The organism is Bradyrhizobium symbiodeficiens, from assembly GCF_002266465.3.
In the GTDB taxonomy this organism is placed as follows: Bacteria; Pseudomonadota; Alphaproteobacteria; order Rhizobiales; family Xanthobacteraceae; genus Bradyrhizobium; species Bradyrhizobium symbiodeficiens.
In genome coordinates this window covers 3,631,315-3,645,102 of sequence record NZ_CP029427.2, presented here as the reverse complement: position 1 = coordinate 3,645,102, position 13,788 = coordinate 3,631,315, and the positions used below count along the sequence as shown (strand labels likewise).

Sequence of the window (13,788 nt, the reverse complement as noted above, 5' to 3'; positions counted from 1 at the left end):
CAATGACGGAGAGTTAGGAAACAGCCTGCTTCTTCTTCGCATTCAGCGCGGACGCCACCCGGCTCACGGGCGCCTTGCCCAGCACACCGCTCATCCCGTTCGTGGCCGCAAGCAGCTTCTCCATGTCGACCCCGGTCCTGACGCCCATGCCCTCGAGCATGTAGACGACGTCCTCGGTCGCGACATTGCCGGTCGCGCCGGGGGCGTAGGGACAGCCGCCGAGGCCGCCGGCGGCGGCATCGATGACGCTCACGCCCTCCTCCAGGCCGGCATAGAGGTTGGCCAGCGCCTGCCCGTAGGTGTCGTGGAAATGCATTGCGAGCCTGGCTGCGGGTACGTTGGCGGCAACCGCGCGCAGCATCTCCTTGGCCTTGGTTGGCGTGCCGACGCCGATGGTGTCGCCGAGCGAAACCTCGTAGCAGCCGAGATCCCACAGCGTATTGGCGAGATCGGCGACGGCCTTCGGCTTGATCTCGCCGTCGAACGGGCAGCCCAGCACGCAGGAGATATAGCCGCGCACCGGCACGCCGTCCGCCTTGGCACGTGCCAGCACCGGCTTGAACCGGTCGATGGATTCCGCGACCGTGCAGTTGATGTTGGCGCGCGAAAACCCCTCGGAGGCCGCGGCGAACACCGAGACCACTTTCGCGCCAGCGGCGCGCGCGGCATCATAGCCCTTCTCGTTCGGCACCAGCACGTGGAACTCGGCGCCCGTCAAATGGGCGACGCCGCGCAGCACGGCATCCGAGCTCGCCATTTGCGGGATCGCCTTGGGCGAGACGAAGGCGCCGACCTCGACGGTCGTCAGGCCGGCTGCGACCAGCGCCTCGACAAAGTCGATGCGGGCCTCGACGCTGACCGGAATCTTCTCGTTCTGGAGCCCGTCGCGCGGCCCCATTTCGATGATGCGAACCTCGTCGCTCATCTCACTCTCCCCAAGTCATTCTTCCGAAGGCTCGACCACCGCGAGTTCGACGCCCTCCTGCACGATGTCGCCGACCTTGCACTTGATGGACTTCAGCACGCCGGCATAGGGCGCGCGCAGTGTCTGCTCCATCTTCATCACTTCCAGCGTCAGGATGGGCGCGCCCTTGTCGAGCTTCGCCCCCTCCTCGGCCAGCACGGCGACGACGGTGCCCGGCAGCGGCGCTGCGATCTTGTCCTCGCCGGTCTGCTCTTCGGTCTCGCCGCCGAACGGGTCGACCCAGTGCAGGTCGAAGCGGCCGTTACGCGTGCGCAAGTAAAGCTCGTGGCCGGTGATGACCGCGGCGACCGACGATTTGACGCCGTCAAGCGTCAGGTCGAAGCCGCCGTCCTTGGCTACGGTCGCGAACGCCAATTCGCGCTCGCCGATGACCAGCGTCGACGGTCCGCTGCCGTAGTTCAGCACGACCTTCTGCTCCGGCCCGTGCCCGACGCGAAAGGCGAAGCTGCGTTGCCGGCGGCCGACCGGCTGCCAGCCGAAGGTCTGCCATGGCGAATTCGCCTCGCTTTGAGCGGCCCGCTGCTCGTCGTTGATGACAGCAGCCACCGCCGCGCAGAGCTCGAGCTCGCCCGGCACCGGCGCCGCCTGTGTCAGCACGGCCAGTTCGCGCTCGATGAAACCGGTGTCGATCGCATTGGTCCGCACCTTCGGATGCGTCATCAGCGCCGACAGGAACGGGATGTTGGTGACGATGCCGCGAACGTCGGACTCTTCCAGCCCCCGGTTCAACCGTTCGATCGCGACATCCCGCGTCGGCGCCCACGCGATCATCTTTGCGAGCATGGCGTCGTAATACGGCGAGACACTATCACCCTCGCGATAGCCGGCATCGATGCGCAAGCCCCCGCCTTCCGCCGGCAAGCGCCAGGTCGAAATCCTGCCGACCGACGGCATGAAATTCTTGGTCGGGTTCTCGGCATAGACGCGCGCCTCGACGGCGTGGCCGTTGAGCCGAATCTCGTCCTGCTTCAGCGGCAGCGGCTCGCCGAAGGCGACGCGCAATTGCCATTCGACCAGATCGATCCCCGTGATCAACTCGGTCACGGGGTGTTCGACCTGGAGACGGGTGTTCATCTCGATGAAGAATACGTCCTTGCCGTCGGAGACGAACTCGATGGTGCCGGCGCCGACATAGTTCACGGCGCCCGCCGCCTTTCGCGCGGCGGCGCAGACAGTCTCGCGCTGGGCAGCGTTGAGCGTCGGCGACGGCGCCTCCTCGATCACCTTCTGATGGCGGCGCTGCAACGTGCATTCGCGCTCGAACAGCGACAGCAGATTGCCGTGGCTGTCGCCGACGATCTGCACCTCGATATGCCGGGGGTTGTCGACATATTTCTCGATCAGCATGCGGTCGTCGCCGAACGCGGCCTTGGCCTCGCGCTTGGCGCTGACGATCGCTGCCGCAAGCTCGTCGGCCGAGCGCACGATGCGCATGCCGCGACCGCCGCCGCCGGCGGAGGCCTTCACCAGGATGGGGAAGCCGACCTTGTCGGCCGCCTTCGCCAGCGTCGCGTCGTCCTGGGCCTCGCCGTGATAGCCGGGTACCAGCGGCACGCCCGCTTTCTCCATCAGCGCTTTCGAGCCGGACTTGGAGCCCATCGCATTCATCATCCCGGCGGTCGGGCCGACGAACACGAGCCCAGCATCGTAGCAGGCCTGCGCGAACTCGGCGTTCTCCGACAGGAAGCCATAGCCGGGATGCACGGCCTCGGCGCCGGTCTTGCGGGCGGCCCCGATCAGCCGCTCGACGTTGAGGTAGCTGTCGCGGGCCCGTGCGGGCCCGAGCAGCACGGCTTCATCCGCGAGCGCGACATGCATCGCGTCGCGGTCGGCCTCGGAATAGACCGCGACGGTGCGCAGGCCCATGGCGCGGGCGGTGCGGATGACACGGCACGCGATCTCGCCGCGGTTGGCGATCAGGAGGGTGCGAAAACGCCGGTAGAGCTTTGATCGGTCCATCGCATCACATCCTGAACAGGCCGAATTTCGTGGGCTCAATCGGCGCATTCGACGCCGCCGAGAGGCCAAGGCCGAGCACGAGGCGCGTGTCGGCGGGGTCGATCACGCCGTCGTCCCACAGCCGCGCGGTGGCGTAATAAGGATGCCCCTGGCTCTCATATTGCGCGCGGATCGGCTCGCGGAATTTGTCTTCGTCTTCCTTCGACCAGTGATCGCCCTTGGCCTCGATATTGTCGCGGCGGACCTGGCTCAGCACCATCGAGGCCTGTTCGCCGCCCATCACCGAGATGCGCGCGTTCGGCCACATCCAGAGAAAGCGCGGCGAATAAGCCCGGCCGCACATGCCGTAATTGCCGGCACCGTAGGAGCCGCCGATCACCACGGTGAATTTCGGCACCGAGGCGGTCGCGACCGCCGTGACCAGCTTGGCGCCGTCGCGCGCAATGCCGCCCGCCTCGTATTTCTTGCCGACCATGAAGCCGGTGATGTTCTGCAGGAACACCAGGGGAATGCCGCGCTGGCAGCACAGCTCGATGAAATGAGCGCCCTTCAGCGAGCTCTCGCTGAACAGGATGCCGTTGTTGGCGATGATACCGACCGGATAGCCCCAGATGTGGGCGAAGCCGCACACCAGAGTCGTGCCGTAAAGCTTTTTGAATTCGTCGAACTCGGAGCCGTCCACGACGCGGGCGATGATGTCGCGCACGTCGAACGGCTTGCGGCCGTCGACCGGCACCACGCCGTAGATCTCCTCCGCCGCGTACAGCGGATCGCGCGGCTTGTGCATGTTGAGGTTCGGCCGCATCGAAGGCTTCAGCGTGCCGACGATGCGCCGGGCGATGCCGATCGCATGGGCATCGTTCTGGGCGTAATGGTCCGTGACGCCCGACTGCCGCGAATGCACGTCGGCGCCGCCGAGCTCTTCCGCGCTGACGACCTCGCCGGTCGCGGCCTTTACCAGCGGCGGGCCGCCGAGGAAGATGGTGCCCTGGTTGCGCACGATGATGCTCTCATCCGACATCGCCGGGACATAGGCGCCGCCGGCTGTGCATGAGCCCATCACGATCGCGACCTGCGGAATGCCCTGAGAGGACATCTGCGCCTGGTTGTAGAAGATGCGGCCGAAATGCCGCTCGTCCGGAAATATCTCGTCCTGCAGCGGCAGGAAGGCGCCGCCGGAATCGACCATGTAGACGCAAGGAAGATTGTTCTGCCGCGCCACGTCCTGCGCGCGCAGATGCTTTTTCACGGTCATGGGGTAATAGGTGCCGCCCTTGATGGTGGCATCGTTGGCGACGATCACGCATTCGCGACCGGCAACGCGCCCTACCCCCGTCACGACGCTGGCCGAATGCACGTCACCACCATAGAGGCCGTAAGCCGCCAGCGGCGACAGCTCCAGGAACGAGGTACCGGGATCGACCAGGAGATCGACCCGCTGGCGCGCCAGCATCTTGCCGCGCGAGGTGTGGCGGTTGCGCGAGACCTCGCCGCCGCCGCCGGCGACCTGACTGAGCTTTTCACGCAAGTCCGCGACAAGCGAGCGCATGGCCTCGGAGTTACGCGCAAAGTCTGACGAAGACGGATCGATGCTGGAATGGAGCGGCATGTTGGTTCCAATGAGGTGAAGGTTTTAAGCCGTCTCGGACATCAGTTCGCGGCCGATCAGCATGCGGCGAACTTCGGACGTCCCCGCGCCGATCTCGTACAGTTTCGCGTCGCGCCACAGGCGGCCCACAGGGAATTCGCTGGTATAGCCGACGCCGCCAAGCGCCTGGATCGCCTCGCCCGCCATCCACGTTGCCTTCTCCGCGGAATAGAGGATCGCAGCCGCTGCGTCTTTGCGCAAGCTGCGGGCGTGGTCGGCGCGGTCGCAGGCGCGGCCCACCGCATAGACGTAAGCGCGCGTGGCTTGCCAGGTCGCGTACATGTCGGCGAGCTTGCCCTGCATCAGCTGGAAATCGCCGATCGGCTGGCCGAACTGCTTCCGCTCGTGCATGTAGGGCACGACCGCGTCCATGCAGGCCGCCATGATGCCGAGCGGGCCGCCCGACAGCACCGTGCGCTCATAGTCGAGGCCGGACATCAGCACCTTGACGCCCTCGCCCACCTTGCCGAGCACGTTCTCCTCCGGCACCTCGCACTCGTCGAAGAACAACGGATAGGTGTTGGAGCCGCGCATGCCGAGCTTGTCGAGATGTTGGCCGTGGGTAAACCCCTTGAAACCCTTCTCGATCAGGAAAGCGGTCATGCCGCGCGGACCGGCCGCCGGATCGGTCTTGGCGTAGACGACGAGCACGTCGGCGTCGCCGCCATTGGTGATCCACATCTTCGAGCCATTGAGCACGTAGCGATCGCCGCGCTTGTCGGCGCGCAGCTTCATCGAGACAACGTCGGAGCCGGCACCCGGCTCCGACATCGCGAGTGCGCCGACATAATCGCCGGAGATCAGCTTCGGCAGATAGCGCTGGCGTTGCGCGTCGTTGCCGTTGCGGCGGATCTGGTTGACGCAGAGGTTGGAATGGGCCCCGTAAGACAGGCCGACGGCCGCAGAGCCGCGCGAAACCTCCTCCATGGCGACGATGTGGGCGAGATAGCCCATGTTCGAGCCGCCATATTGCTCCGGCGCGGTCATGCCGAGCAGGCCGAGATCGCCGAGGCGCTTCCAGAGGTCCGCCGGGAACAGATTGGCCTTTTCGATCTCGGCCGCCCGCGGCGTGATCTCCGCCTCCACGAAGGCGCGCAGCGTGTCGCGCAGCAGGCTGATGTCTTCGCCCAGATCGAAATCGATGCTCGGGATGTTCAAGGCGATTCCTCCGTATTTTGGGGACCGAACCTAGCGGGGTCAGAGCCCTCTTGCGGTCGAAAAGGTTGCATTTCCCGCCAAACTTGGCGAGGATTTTCCCGGAGTTCCCAAAGGTTCGCAATGCCTTTTCAAGCCGCAACCGCAATCCCGCGCCGTGCCGTCACCCCGGCCGCCTTCGTCCGGGGCGTGGTTGCCGCCTATGCGCGATACGGGCGGGATCCGGCCGAGGCGTTGCAGCGGGGGCAGGTCGCGCCAGACCTCGTCAATTCTCCGGATGGGCGGGTAACCGCCGCCCAGTTCGAGGCCCTGGCGGGCCATGCCATGCGCGAGCTGGACGACGAGGCGCTCGGCTGGTTTTCGCGCCGCCTGCCCTTCGGCACCTACGGCATGCTGTGCCGCGCCTCGATCACGGCGCCGACGCTGGAGGTGGCGCTCAAGCGCTGGTGCCGGCATCATCGCCTGCTCACCGAGGACGTGCTGCTCGATCTCGAGGTCGGCGAGGAGACCGCTTTGGTGTCCATCCGGGAGCTGCACGATCTTGGGCCGCTGCGTGAATTCTGCCTGGTCACCCTGCTCCGCTACGTGCTCGGCTTCTCCTGCTGGGCCGTCGATTCCAGGATCGCGTTGCGCGCCGCGGAGTTTCCGTATCCCGAGCCTCACCACGTCTCGGTCTACCCGACCATCTTTTGTCGTAGCATCTGCTTCGACGCGGACCGCGCAGCGATCACCTTCGACAAGCATTATCTCTCGCTGCCGCTGACGCGCAGCGCCGCCGATCTCGACAACATGCTCAAGGGCGCGCTCAGGCTGACCGTGCTGCCCTATCGGCGCGACCGGCTGCTGGTCGAGCGTGTTCGCCGCGTGCTGCGCAGCGCGCGTGGACGCAGCCTCGGTGCCGAGGATGTCGCAAGTGAACTGGCGCTCTCCACCCGTACCATGCATCGGCGCCTGCGCGAGGAAGCCACCTCGCTGCGTGAGCTCAAGGAAGAGACGAAGTTCGAACTGGCAAAACAGGAGCTGATGCGCGGCCGCACGCCAATCAAACGCATCGCGGAGATCTCCGGCTTTCGCAACGAAAAGAGCTTTTCCCGCGCGTTCCGCAGCTGGACCGGCGCGAGCCCGCGCGAATTTCGCGGCCGTTACCGGTGAGGCGCGAGCCAGCGGCACCTTGCGCGTCCATCATGGATGGCGGCCCCGAGATGGATCCCGGAGGCCGCTACGTCCCTGAGCCGGTCCAGATTGCAACGTCAGTTCGAGTTGGTCTGCCCACCCGGTCGGAGCTTGCGCGATTGCGACCGCTTGGGCTGATAGGCCAATGCATCGTTCGAGGTCTTCGCGCCAGCGCTCTGCGAGCAAATGCCGCCGATGCCGCCGGCCGCGGCCCGGCAGGCTTCCATCGTCGGATAGCCGCAGCCGTGAGCGGCCTGGGCACCGTTGGTGATGCAGTACTCCTCCGCCTGCGCGGCCGGCGCAGCCATGATGAGGAACGCAGATGCAAACAGCATCGCAGCGGATGCGACAAACGTTTTCGAGATCGATGTCATGGTGTCTTTCCTGCTAAAGGGTCCCACAAAGGAGGCCTCGGCATGCCAACACGCTGAGGTTCGCACCTCGCATCTAGGCGGCACACGAGAACCGGCAATCACGGCTCCCCGCATTGCAGGGCTTCCCGGTTCACATGTCACAGTTACGTGACTTACTAATGTATAATAATTCGGATTACCGATATTTCGGTTGTCGCCGGGGGAGTGTTCGGATTCCCTATCCTGCAGTCGCCGCGACGACCTCCTGCAACGGCAGCGGCACGTCCTTTGCGACGCCGAGCACCGGGAAGCTCCGGACGTTCTTCACGTCAGGCATCGCTGCGAAATGCAGCAGCTGCTGGCGCATGCTCTCGACGCTCGGCGCCACGCATTTGAGGAGATAATCGGTGTCGCCAGAAATCCGCCAGCACTGCTGGATGCGCGGGATCGCGGCAATCGAGCTCTCGAACGCCTCGAGCACCGGTTGCGCCTGGCTGCCAAGCTGGATCGAGACGAACGACACCACCTCATACCCGAGCCGCCGCTCGTCGATGACGGCTCGCACCGCCCGGATCACGCCGCGGCTGAACAGCGATTTCAGCCGGCGCAGGCAGTTCGGCGCCGACACGCCGACGCGCAGCGCCAGCTCGTTGTTGCGGATACGCCCGTCCTGCTGCAGCTCGGATAAGATCTTCAGATCGATGCCATCGAGCTGGTCCCGCCCGGCCATCCCCCCACCTCGCCCTTGATCTGGTCACGGGAGGCAGCGAAGCACGAGGCGGAATTGGCGCCAAGGGCTTTCCAGGACATCGGCGGAACAGTTCGGCTCAGCTGTCGACACCAGGCGCGCATAGAGATGCTGCCGACCGCTGCGCTTCCGGAATGCGCCGGCAAATCGCGGCCTGGCTATAGGGCGCTTATTCGCGGCTGGCTTCGCGCGCCGCAAGGCGCTTCCGGAAAGCTATGGTGCCATCCGCAAAGCTGGCGACGCAGTTATGCCCCCTTGCAAAATTGCGCAAACGCCCAACGGCTACATCATTCTCGCCAATCAGGCGCTCGTAATCGCCTCGCGGCAGATCGTGAATGGCGCCCTCCTCGAGGCCATTCAACATGACCTCAAGCTCGGGCAGCGTGAAGTTGCGCCGCATCTTTGACCCTTCCGCCAAATGCCGGCCCATATAAGCCCGGCCTCACGCGGTAGAGTTGATGCACGTCAACCGAAACCGGGGCGTCTCTGGCTCGGTCAGCCCCTCAATGCGTCCAGGGCTCGCCGCGGCGGAACGAGAAATTATCGGCATAGGCGACCGGCCGGCGGATCGAATCCTGGGGCTCGATGACCTGGTAGGCGATGCCCTTGCGCTCGCAATAGGCGACCGCCTCTTCCTTGCTGTGGAAGTGCAGCGTGATCTGCTGCTTCATGTCGCCGGACGAGGTCCAGCCCATCAGCGGCTCGACCGAACGGGGCTGCTCCGGCTCGTAGTCGAGCTGCCATTCCTTCGTCTTGGACCGGCCGGATTGCATCGCGTTCTTGGCGGGCTTGAAAATGCGTGCGGTCATGGGTGATCCGGGCCTCTTCGTCTTTTCGTTCGATTTCGGTGCGTCACGGTGGCAGTTGGTGGAAACCGCGGGCATAGTATAGAGACACCGGTCGGGAACTGATCGGTGATTCCGGCCCTGGCACCCTCCCCGACGGTATAGTCATTATGCTGCACCGTGACAATTGCGTACCCGCCTTCCGCGCCGGGGTCCCGCCCGGCGGCACCACCTCGCCGACCTCGGCGTATCCGTCCCCTTCGAGAGCTTCCGTCGCATGGCCTTCCTGAACATCAACGCCACGCTTCCTGAAAAAGGCCGTGACCTCCGGCTCGACCTGTTTCGCGGCGTCGCGAACTGGGCGATCTTCCTCGACCACATTCCCGACAACGTCGTGAACTGGGTGACGACGCGCAACTACGGCTTTTCCGACGCCGCCGACCTGTTCGTGTTCATCTCCGGCTATACCGCCTCGTTCGTCTATGCCCGGATGATGCTGGACCGCGGCTTCCTGGTCGGCGCCACCAGGTTGACCAAGCGGGTCTGGCAACTCTACGTCGCCCACATCATCCTATTCGTGATCTATATCGCCTCGATCAGCTATCTGGCGCTGCGTTTCGGCGATAGCGAGATGATCAACGAGTTCAACGTCGCCGGCCTCGTGGACAACGCCACCGAGACGCTGCGCCAGGGCTTGTTCCTGCGCTTCAAGCCGCTCAATCTCGACGTGCTGCCGCTCTACATCGTGCTGATGGGCCTGTTTCCGCCGGTGCTCTGGTTCATGCTGCGCAAGCCCGATTTGACGATGGGGCTGTCGATCGTGCTGTGGCTGACGGCGCGCCATTTCGGCTGGAATTTGACCGCCTATCCGGCCGGCCAGTGGTACTTCAACCCGTATTGCTGGCAGGTGCTGTTCGTGTTCGGCGCCTGGTGTGCGATGGGCGGCGCGCGGCGTTCGATGGGTTTGATCAATGCGCCGGTCACGCTGTGGCTGTGCCTCGGTTACATGCTGTTCGCGCTGGTGATGACCATGGCCGGCCGCTTCCCGGCCTTGGGCGGGCTGTTCCCGGAGTGGCTGTTCTCGGCCTTCAACCCGAACGACAAGACCAACCTCGCGCCCTACCGCTTCCTGCATTTCGTCGTGATCGTGATCCTGGTGATCCGCTTCGTGCCCAAGGAATGGCCGGGGCTGGAATGGAAGGTGTTCGATCCCCTGATCGTCTGCGGCCAGCAATCGCTCGCCGTGTTCTGCGTCGGCGTGTTCCTGTCCTTCGTCGGCCATTTCGAGCTGTCGATGAGCTCCGGCTCGCTGCTCGCACAGATCTTCGTCAGCATCGCCGGCATCGCGATCATGACGACGGTGGCCTATTACATTTCGTGGTCGAAGAAGCAGGACAAGCCGCTCAAGCCACCGCCACCCAAGCCTGCGGCAGCCGCGACGAAGGCGGCCTGAGCCGGGAACGCCTGCCGGTTGCAGCGCCCCCTTCAATCGCCATCGGCGCAGATCGATTGACAAAGACTGGTTGACTTGGGTCAACCAGAGGCGGTGGCGGCCGGCCTAGTGTCGTCATGACACGCGCTGCCGCACCGGCGGCCTCCTCTCGGACAAGGCCAAAAGCACATGCCCTCTCATTTTCACGCCGTGGTATGGATCGACCATTCGCAGGCCAGGATCTTCCATCTCGGCTTGAGCGGCTCGGACGAAATCACGTTGCATCCGCAACTGGCGACGCGTCACCTTCATCACAAGGCCAACGCAATCGGCAGCGGCCATGCCGCCCCTGACAAGGCGTTCTACGGCGAGGTGACCAAAGCCCTGGCCGATGCCGGTGAGATCCTCATCATCGGTCCGGCCAGCGCAAAGACGGAGCTTGCCAGCCACATTCGCGCGAGCGCACCCGATATCGCCAAGCGGATTGCCGCGGTGGAAGCCGCCGATCATCCCTCGGACGCCGAAATCGTCGCCTATGCGAAACGTCACTTCAAGCTGCCGCTGCCGCGTGTGCAGGCGCCGGGATAGGCTGGGGAAAACGACACGCGGGCTGGGGCCGCACGGCCTCAGCAATAGCCCAGGGCGCCATGATGGCTCATACCGAGCTCATCGCGCTTCAGGCGGCTTCTTCGCCATCGAACTCAGTGAATTTCTTGTAGATCCAGTCGCGGCCGTCGTGGCGGCGCCAGACCTTGCCGACCACGAGCTGTCCGTTGATCGAGCGGCGGGGCACGATCACGGTCCAGAGGTGCCAGATCTCGCTCCAGCTCGATTGCGGACCGGTGGTTTTGAAGTTGCGATCTAAGGACATGACGCAGAACTCACAGGATACGCGCGCTGCGACGAACCGTCACCGTGTCTGAGCACGAAGTTCAGGCAGCCCATCGCGAGCCGGAATCGATCTGATAACGATCGCCGAAGCGGCCGCAACAACCGCTCGTCCTTAACCTAACCGGTCAACCTTACCTCTCCCGGCCTGGAGCCGAGATCGGTTGAAAGCCGCCGCCGAATTACCTAGAATGCACGCACGATTTGAGAATGACCGCGCCATCTGGGCGCGTAGCTAATTGATTGAGCTGACGTCCGATTTTGTAAGTTGAATTTCGAGACGATTCGTCAGGGCGACCACAATGAATTTGCAATGTGAACGTCTGCGCCTGGCGCTGGCATCGACACCTCCTGTGCCAATCGCGAGGACGTCAGCGCAACAGCCGAAAGCCGCCAACGACAACCACGGGATATGGCCGCTGCTGCCATTCCCGCTCGGCTGGTACGCTTCCAGCTGATCGGCCGGATCCCAAAAAGCGACACGAAAAAACGAGACCTGGAAAAGCGCAACGCCGCGCAAGCGGAATATCATCGCTTGGCGGCGTCCGTTTAGACATTGGGCGCTGAAATCCCCAACATACATATGTCTATGGCGACAGCCAAAGGTTCGATGAAGCCTTGGTTATTCTGACCGGGGTCCCTCAGAAGCCGGCGCTGGACGCCGTCTGGCCGCTGCCTTGAAGCCCGCCTTGCGCGTTGTAGGTCTGTCCCGACTGACTGCCCTGACCGTCTTGCGCGCTCGCCGAAGTCTGCACCTCGGTGGTACCGTCGGAGTAGGTAATCGTCGTGGTGGTGACCCCGTCGAGGGTGATGGAGACCTCGCTGACAATGGTCTTGGCCGAGCCGCCGCCACCCGATCCCGCGCTGCCGCCCGCCGATTGCGAGGACGACGTCTCCGACGTCGACGATGCCGCCGATGCCGCCGACGTCGTGGAAGCCGTGGAAGCCGGCGTCGTGGCGGCCGAAGGGGACGACGTCACCGTTGCACTGGCCGAAGCAATCGCACTGATCGACATGAAGACCTCGCCCTGGACCAGATATCGGGCGTCGCGTCGATCGCGCGCCCTCTCCTTCAACGCGGCGGGCGGTCGAAGCAGGCGCTGGATTTGCGCCCCTCGGCCGGATCTCCGAGCCTGACGCACAAGCGGTGGCGCGCCGGGCAACATGCTGCCCGGGTCGAAATCTCGAAGAAAATGAAAGGGATTCAACCCCGGGACTGGTCGGGGCAGCTGGATTCGAACCAACGACCTGCAGTACCCAAAACTGCCGCGCTACCAGGCTGCGCTATACCCCGAATGTCCGGCGAGCCCGTCGATACACGCTTCCAAAGCGGCCAGCAAGGCTGACCGGCGGGTCTTATTTGCTGCCGAACAGCGGATGGCCGACGCGGTCGCCGGGCCGGATGCCGTATTTCTGCGCCGTTCCCGCCACCACCTCCAGCACGGCCCGGGCAGGCCCGCGGGACGAGATGATCTTGGTCGACATCGGCTCGGTATTCTCGGCGATGCGCAGGATGCGGCCGTCGGCACCGATGAAGATCATGTCCAGCGAGACATAGGTGTTCTTCATCCACATCGACACCTCCTGCTCGGGATTGAAGTCGAACAGCATGCCTTTGCCGTCCGCCAGCTCCTTGCGGTACATCAGACCGGTCCGTTTCTCCTCCTCGGTCGTCGCCACCTCCACCGAGAACACCTGCACGCCGTTCTTGGTGACGATCTCGAGCGGCTGGAAGCTGGCGGCGCTGACGGGCGCGCCGGCAACCGCACAGCCGGCGATGACGAGGACGGCGGCAAGCCAGCCCTTCAGAGCGGACCAGACAGCCTTACGATCAGGATTCATGGGGGCACTCGAGGCGTGGGACTGGACCAGTCCTTACGCGGCAGTCGCCGGAAAATCCAGAGCCGCACCGGCCTGCCAGCGCGCCCTTGCTCACGATTGCGGGAAATGAAAGCCAGAGCCCGAGATGCGTCGCGCTTAGTGCGACTGCAATCCCGGCGAACCGGTCTCGGGATGGATCTCGGCCGCCATCATGCCCTTGGAGCCGGGCCCGAAGCGGACCAGGACATATTGACCGGGCCTGAGCTCGGTCATGCCGAAGCGGCGCAGCGTCTCCATGTGGACGAAGATGTCGGGCGTGCCCTCGCCGCAGGTCAGGAAGCCGAAGCCGCGCAGCCGGTTGAACCATTTGACCTGGGCCCGTTCCAGCCCGCTGGTCGCGGTGACCGTGACATGGGTGCGCGGCGGCAGCATCTGCGCCGGATGGATCGCGGTCGACTCGTCCATCGAGACCACGCGGAACGCCTGGTAACCTTTGGCGCGCTGGATGCACTCGACGACGATGCGGGCACCCTCATAAGCGGTCTGGAAGCCGTCGCGCCTAAGCACGGTAACGTGCAGGAGCACGTCCGGCCAGCCGTTGTCGGGAACGATGAAGCCGTAGCCTTTGGAGGCGTCGAACCATTTGATGACGCCGTGGACTTCGACGAGATTGGCGCTGGCCTCCCCCAACCCGCTGAACGGACTGAGCGCGCTGTCGCGACCGGCACCGCCGTGTTCGCCCGGCGCGATCCGCCCGGGCGAGACTCCCTGCCCGGGAACCCCGAGCTTCTTGGACTCAAATCCGTCCGACGACCCCATAACCCCGGACCCCACACTGCCA

At 64.6% G+C, this 13,788-nt stretch carries 16 protein-coding genes and 1 tRNA gene; 4 read left to right on the top strand and 13 right to left on the bottom strand.

Annotated elements, in window-relative coordinates; all coding sequences use genetic code 11:
- Positions 1-13: 13 nt before the first annotated feature.
- The 4 genes from CIT39_RS16870 to CIT39_RS16855 are packed head-to-tail and all read right to left on the bottom strand — an operon-like array spanning position 14 to position 5,750.
- A complete protein-coding gene (locus tag CIT39_RS16870) occupies positions 14-925 on the bottom strand; it encodes a hydroxymethylglutaryl-CoA lyase (protein WP_094974242.1) in 912 nt (303 codons plus the stop codon).
- A 15-nt stretch (positions 926-940) separates the two neighbouring features.
- Positions 941-2,944 carry an acetyl/propionyl/methylcrotonyl-CoA carboxylase subunit alpha gene (locus CIT39_RS16865; protein WP_162308536.1) on the bottom strand — a complete coding sequence of 668 codons (2,004 nt, stop codon included), beginning with the start codon at positions 2,942-2,944 and terminating at the stop codon, positions 941-943.
- Positions 2,945-2,948: 4 nt separating this feature from the next.
- Positions 2,949-4,553 (bottom strand): carboxyl transferase domain-containing protein, encoded by a 1,605-nt coding sequence (locus CIT39_RS16860; protein WP_094974244.1) that lies wholly within the window; start codon positions 4,551-4,553, stop codon positions 2,949-2,951.
- 24 nt (positions 4,554-4,577) lie between these two features.
- Positions 4,578-5,750 (bottom strand): isovaleryl-CoA dehydrogenase, encoded by a 1,173-nt coding sequence (locus CIT39_RS16855; RefSeq protein WP_162308535.1) that lies wholly within the window; start codon positions 5,748-5,750, stop codon positions 4,578-4,580.
- Positions 5,751-5,870: 120 nt separating this feature from the next.
- Here CIT39_RS16855 and CIT39_RS16850 point away from each other — a divergent pair, with 120 nt between their 5' ends.
- The gene (locus tag CIT39_RS16850) at positions 5,871-6,899 is read left to right on the top strand and encodes an AraC family transcriptional regulator (RefSeq protein WP_094974245.1); all 1,029 of its coding nucleotides are present in this window, start codon (positions 5,871-5,873) and stop codon (positions 6,897-6,899) included.
- Between the two features lie 98 nt (positions 6,900-6,997).
- Here CIT39_RS16850 and CIT39_RS16845 read toward each other — a convergent pair whose 3' ends face one another.
- From CIT39_RS16845 to CIT39_RS16830, 4 genes are all read right to left on the bottom strand, one after another.
- Positions 6,998-7,294, bottom strand: coding sequence for a DUF3551 domain-containing protein (locus CIT39_RS16845; RefSeq protein ID WP_094974246.1), 297 nt, complete (start codon positions 7,292-7,294; stop codon positions 6,998-7,000).
- Positions 7,295-7,511: 217 nt separating this feature from the next.
- Complete coding sequence (locus CIT39_RS16840; protein WP_094974247.1) at positions 7,512-8,003, bottom strand: Lrp/AsnC family transcriptional regulator; 492 nt, start codon at positions 8,001-8,003, stop codon at positions 7,512-7,514.
- A 187-nt stretch (positions 8,004-8,190) separates the two neighbouring features.
- The gene (locus CIT39_RS16835; RefSeq protein ID WP_244607595.1) at positions 8,191-8,421 is read right to left on the bottom strand and encodes a hypothetical protein; all 231 of its coding nucleotides are present in this window, start codon (positions 8,419-8,421) and stop codon (positions 8,191-8,193) included.
- Between the two features lie 103 nt (positions 8,422-8,524).
- On the bottom strand, positions 8,525-8,830 hold the full coding sequence (locus tag CIT39_RS16830; RefSeq protein WP_094974248.1) for an ETC complex I subunit: 306 nt from the start codon (positions 8,828-8,830) through the stop codon (positions 8,525-8,527).
- A gap of 253 nt (positions 8,831-9,083) precedes the next feature.
- Here CIT39_RS16830 and CIT39_RS16825 point away from each other — a divergent pair, with 253 nt between their 5' ends.
- Together CIT39_RS16825 and CIT39_RS16820 are read left to right on the top strand one after the other, a co-directional pair.
- Positions 9,084-10,259, top strand: coding sequence for an OpgC domain-containing protein (locus CIT39_RS16825; RefSeq protein WP_094974249.1), 1,176 nt, complete (start codon positions 9,084-9,086; stop codon positions 10,257-10,259).
- Positions 10,260-10,427: 168 nt separating this feature from the next.
- Positions 10,428-10,826: a translational machinery protein gene (locus CIT39_RS16820; protein WP_162308534.1), complete on the top strand. Its 399-nt coding sequence runs from the start codon at positions 10,428-10,430 to the stop codon at positions 10,824-10,826.
- A gap of 88 nt (positions 10,827-10,914) precedes the next feature.
- Here CIT39_RS16820 and CIT39_RS16815 read toward each other — a convergent pair whose 3' ends face one another.
- Complete coding sequence (locus tag CIT39_RS16815) at positions 10,915-11,109, bottom strand: hypothetical protein (protein WP_094974251.1); 195 nt, start codon at positions 11,107-11,109, stop codon at positions 10,915-10,917.
- Between the two features lie 429 nt (positions 11,110-11,538).
- Here CIT39_RS16815 and CIT39_RS16810 point away from each other — a divergent pair, with 429 nt between their 5' ends.
- Positions 11,539-11,679 (top strand): hypothetical protein, encoded by a 141-nt coding sequence (locus CIT39_RS16810; RefSeq protein WP_155526022.1) that lies wholly within the window; start codon positions 11,539-11,541, stop codon positions 11,677-11,679.
- A gap of 88 nt (positions 11,680-11,767) precedes the next feature.
- On the opposite strand, the gene CIT39_RS16805 is transcribed toward CIT39_RS16810, so the two are convergent.
- From CIT39_RS16805 to CIT39_RS16790, 4 genes are all read right to left on the bottom strand, one after another.
- Positions 11,768-12,142, bottom strand: a complete 375-nt coding sequence (locus CIT39_RS16805) for a hypothetical protein (protein ID WP_094974261.1) — start codon at positions 12,140-12,142, stop codon at positions 11,768-11,770.
- A gap of 201 nt (positions 12,143-12,343) precedes the next feature.
- A tRNA-Pro gene (locus CIT39_RS16800) sits at positions 12,344-12,420 on the bottom strand.
- Between the two features lie 62 nt (positions 12,421-12,482).
- Entirely contained in the window at positions 12,483-12,968 is a 486-nt protein-coding gene (locus CIT39_RS16795; protein WP_094974252.1) for a DUF192 domain-containing protein, read from the bottom strand.
- A gap of 135 nt (positions 12,969-13,103) precedes the next feature.
- On the bottom strand, positions 13,104-13,766 hold the full coding sequence (locus tag CIT39_RS16790) for a cold-shock protein (RefSeq protein ID WP_162308533.1): 663 nt from the start codon (positions 13,764-13,766) through the stop codon (positions 13,104-13,106).
- Positions 13,767-13,788 lie beyond the last annotated feature (22 nt).

Coding starts and splice junctions, on each gene's coding strand:
- CIT39_RS16870 (WP_094974242.1), bottom strand. CDS start 925: ATGAGCGACGAGGTTCGCATCATCGAAATGGGGCCGCGCGACGGGCTC.
- CIT39_RS16865 (WP_162308536.1), bottom strand. CDS start 2,944: ATGGACCGATCAAAGCTCTACCGGCGTTTTCGCACCCTCCTGATCGCC.
- CIT39_RS16860 (WP_094974244.1), bottom strand. CDS start 4,553: ATGCCGCTCCATTCCAGCATCGATCCGTCTTCGTCAGACTTTGCGCGT.
- CIT39_RS16850 (WP_094974245.1), top strand. CDS start 5,871: ATGCCTTTTCAAGCCGCAACCGCAATCCCGCGCCGTGCCGTCACCCCG.
- CIT39_RS16845 (WP_094974246.1), bottom strand. CDS start 7,294: ATGACATCGATCTCGAAAACGTTTGTCGCATCCGCTGCGATGCTGTTT.
- CIT39_RS16840 (WP_094974247.1), bottom strand. CDS start 8,003: ATGGCCGGGCGGGACCAGCTCGATGGCATCGATCTGAAGATCTTATCC.
- CIT39_RS16835 (WP_244607595.1), bottom strand. CDS start 8,421: ATGCGGCGCAACTTCACGCTGCCCGAGCTTGAGGTCATGTTGAATGGC.
- CIT39_RS16830 (WP_094974248.1), bottom strand. CDS start 8,830: ATGACCGCACGCATTTTCAAGCCCGCCAAGAACGCGATGCAATCCGGC.
- CIT39_RS16825 (WP_094974249.1), top strand. CDS start 9,084: ATGGCCTTCCTGAACATCAACGCCACGCTTCCTGAAAAAGGCCGTGAC.
- CIT39_RS16820 (WP_162308534.1), top strand. CDS start 10,428: ATGCCCTCTCATTTTCACGCCGTGGTATGGATCGACCATTCGCAGGCC.
- CIT39_RS16815 (WP_094974251.1), bottom strand. CDS start 11,109: ATGTCCTTAGATCGCAACTTCAAAACCACCGGTCCGCAATCGAGCTGG.
- CIT39_RS16810 (WP_155526022.1), top strand. CDS start 11,539: ATGGCCGCTGCTGCCATTCCCGCTCGGCTGGTACGCTTCCAGCTGATC.
- CIT39_RS16805 (WP_094974261.1), bottom strand. CDS start 12,142: ATGTCGATCAGTGCGATTGCTTCGGCCAGTGCAACGGTGACGTCGTCC.
- CIT39_RS16795 (WP_094974252.1), bottom strand. CDS start 12,968: ATGAATCCTGATCGTAAGGCTGTCTGGTCCGCTCTGAAGGGCTGGCTT.
- CIT39_RS16790 (WP_162308533.1), bottom strand. CDS start 13,766: ATGGGGTCGTCGGACGGATTTGAGTCCAAGAAGCTCGGGGTTCCCGGG.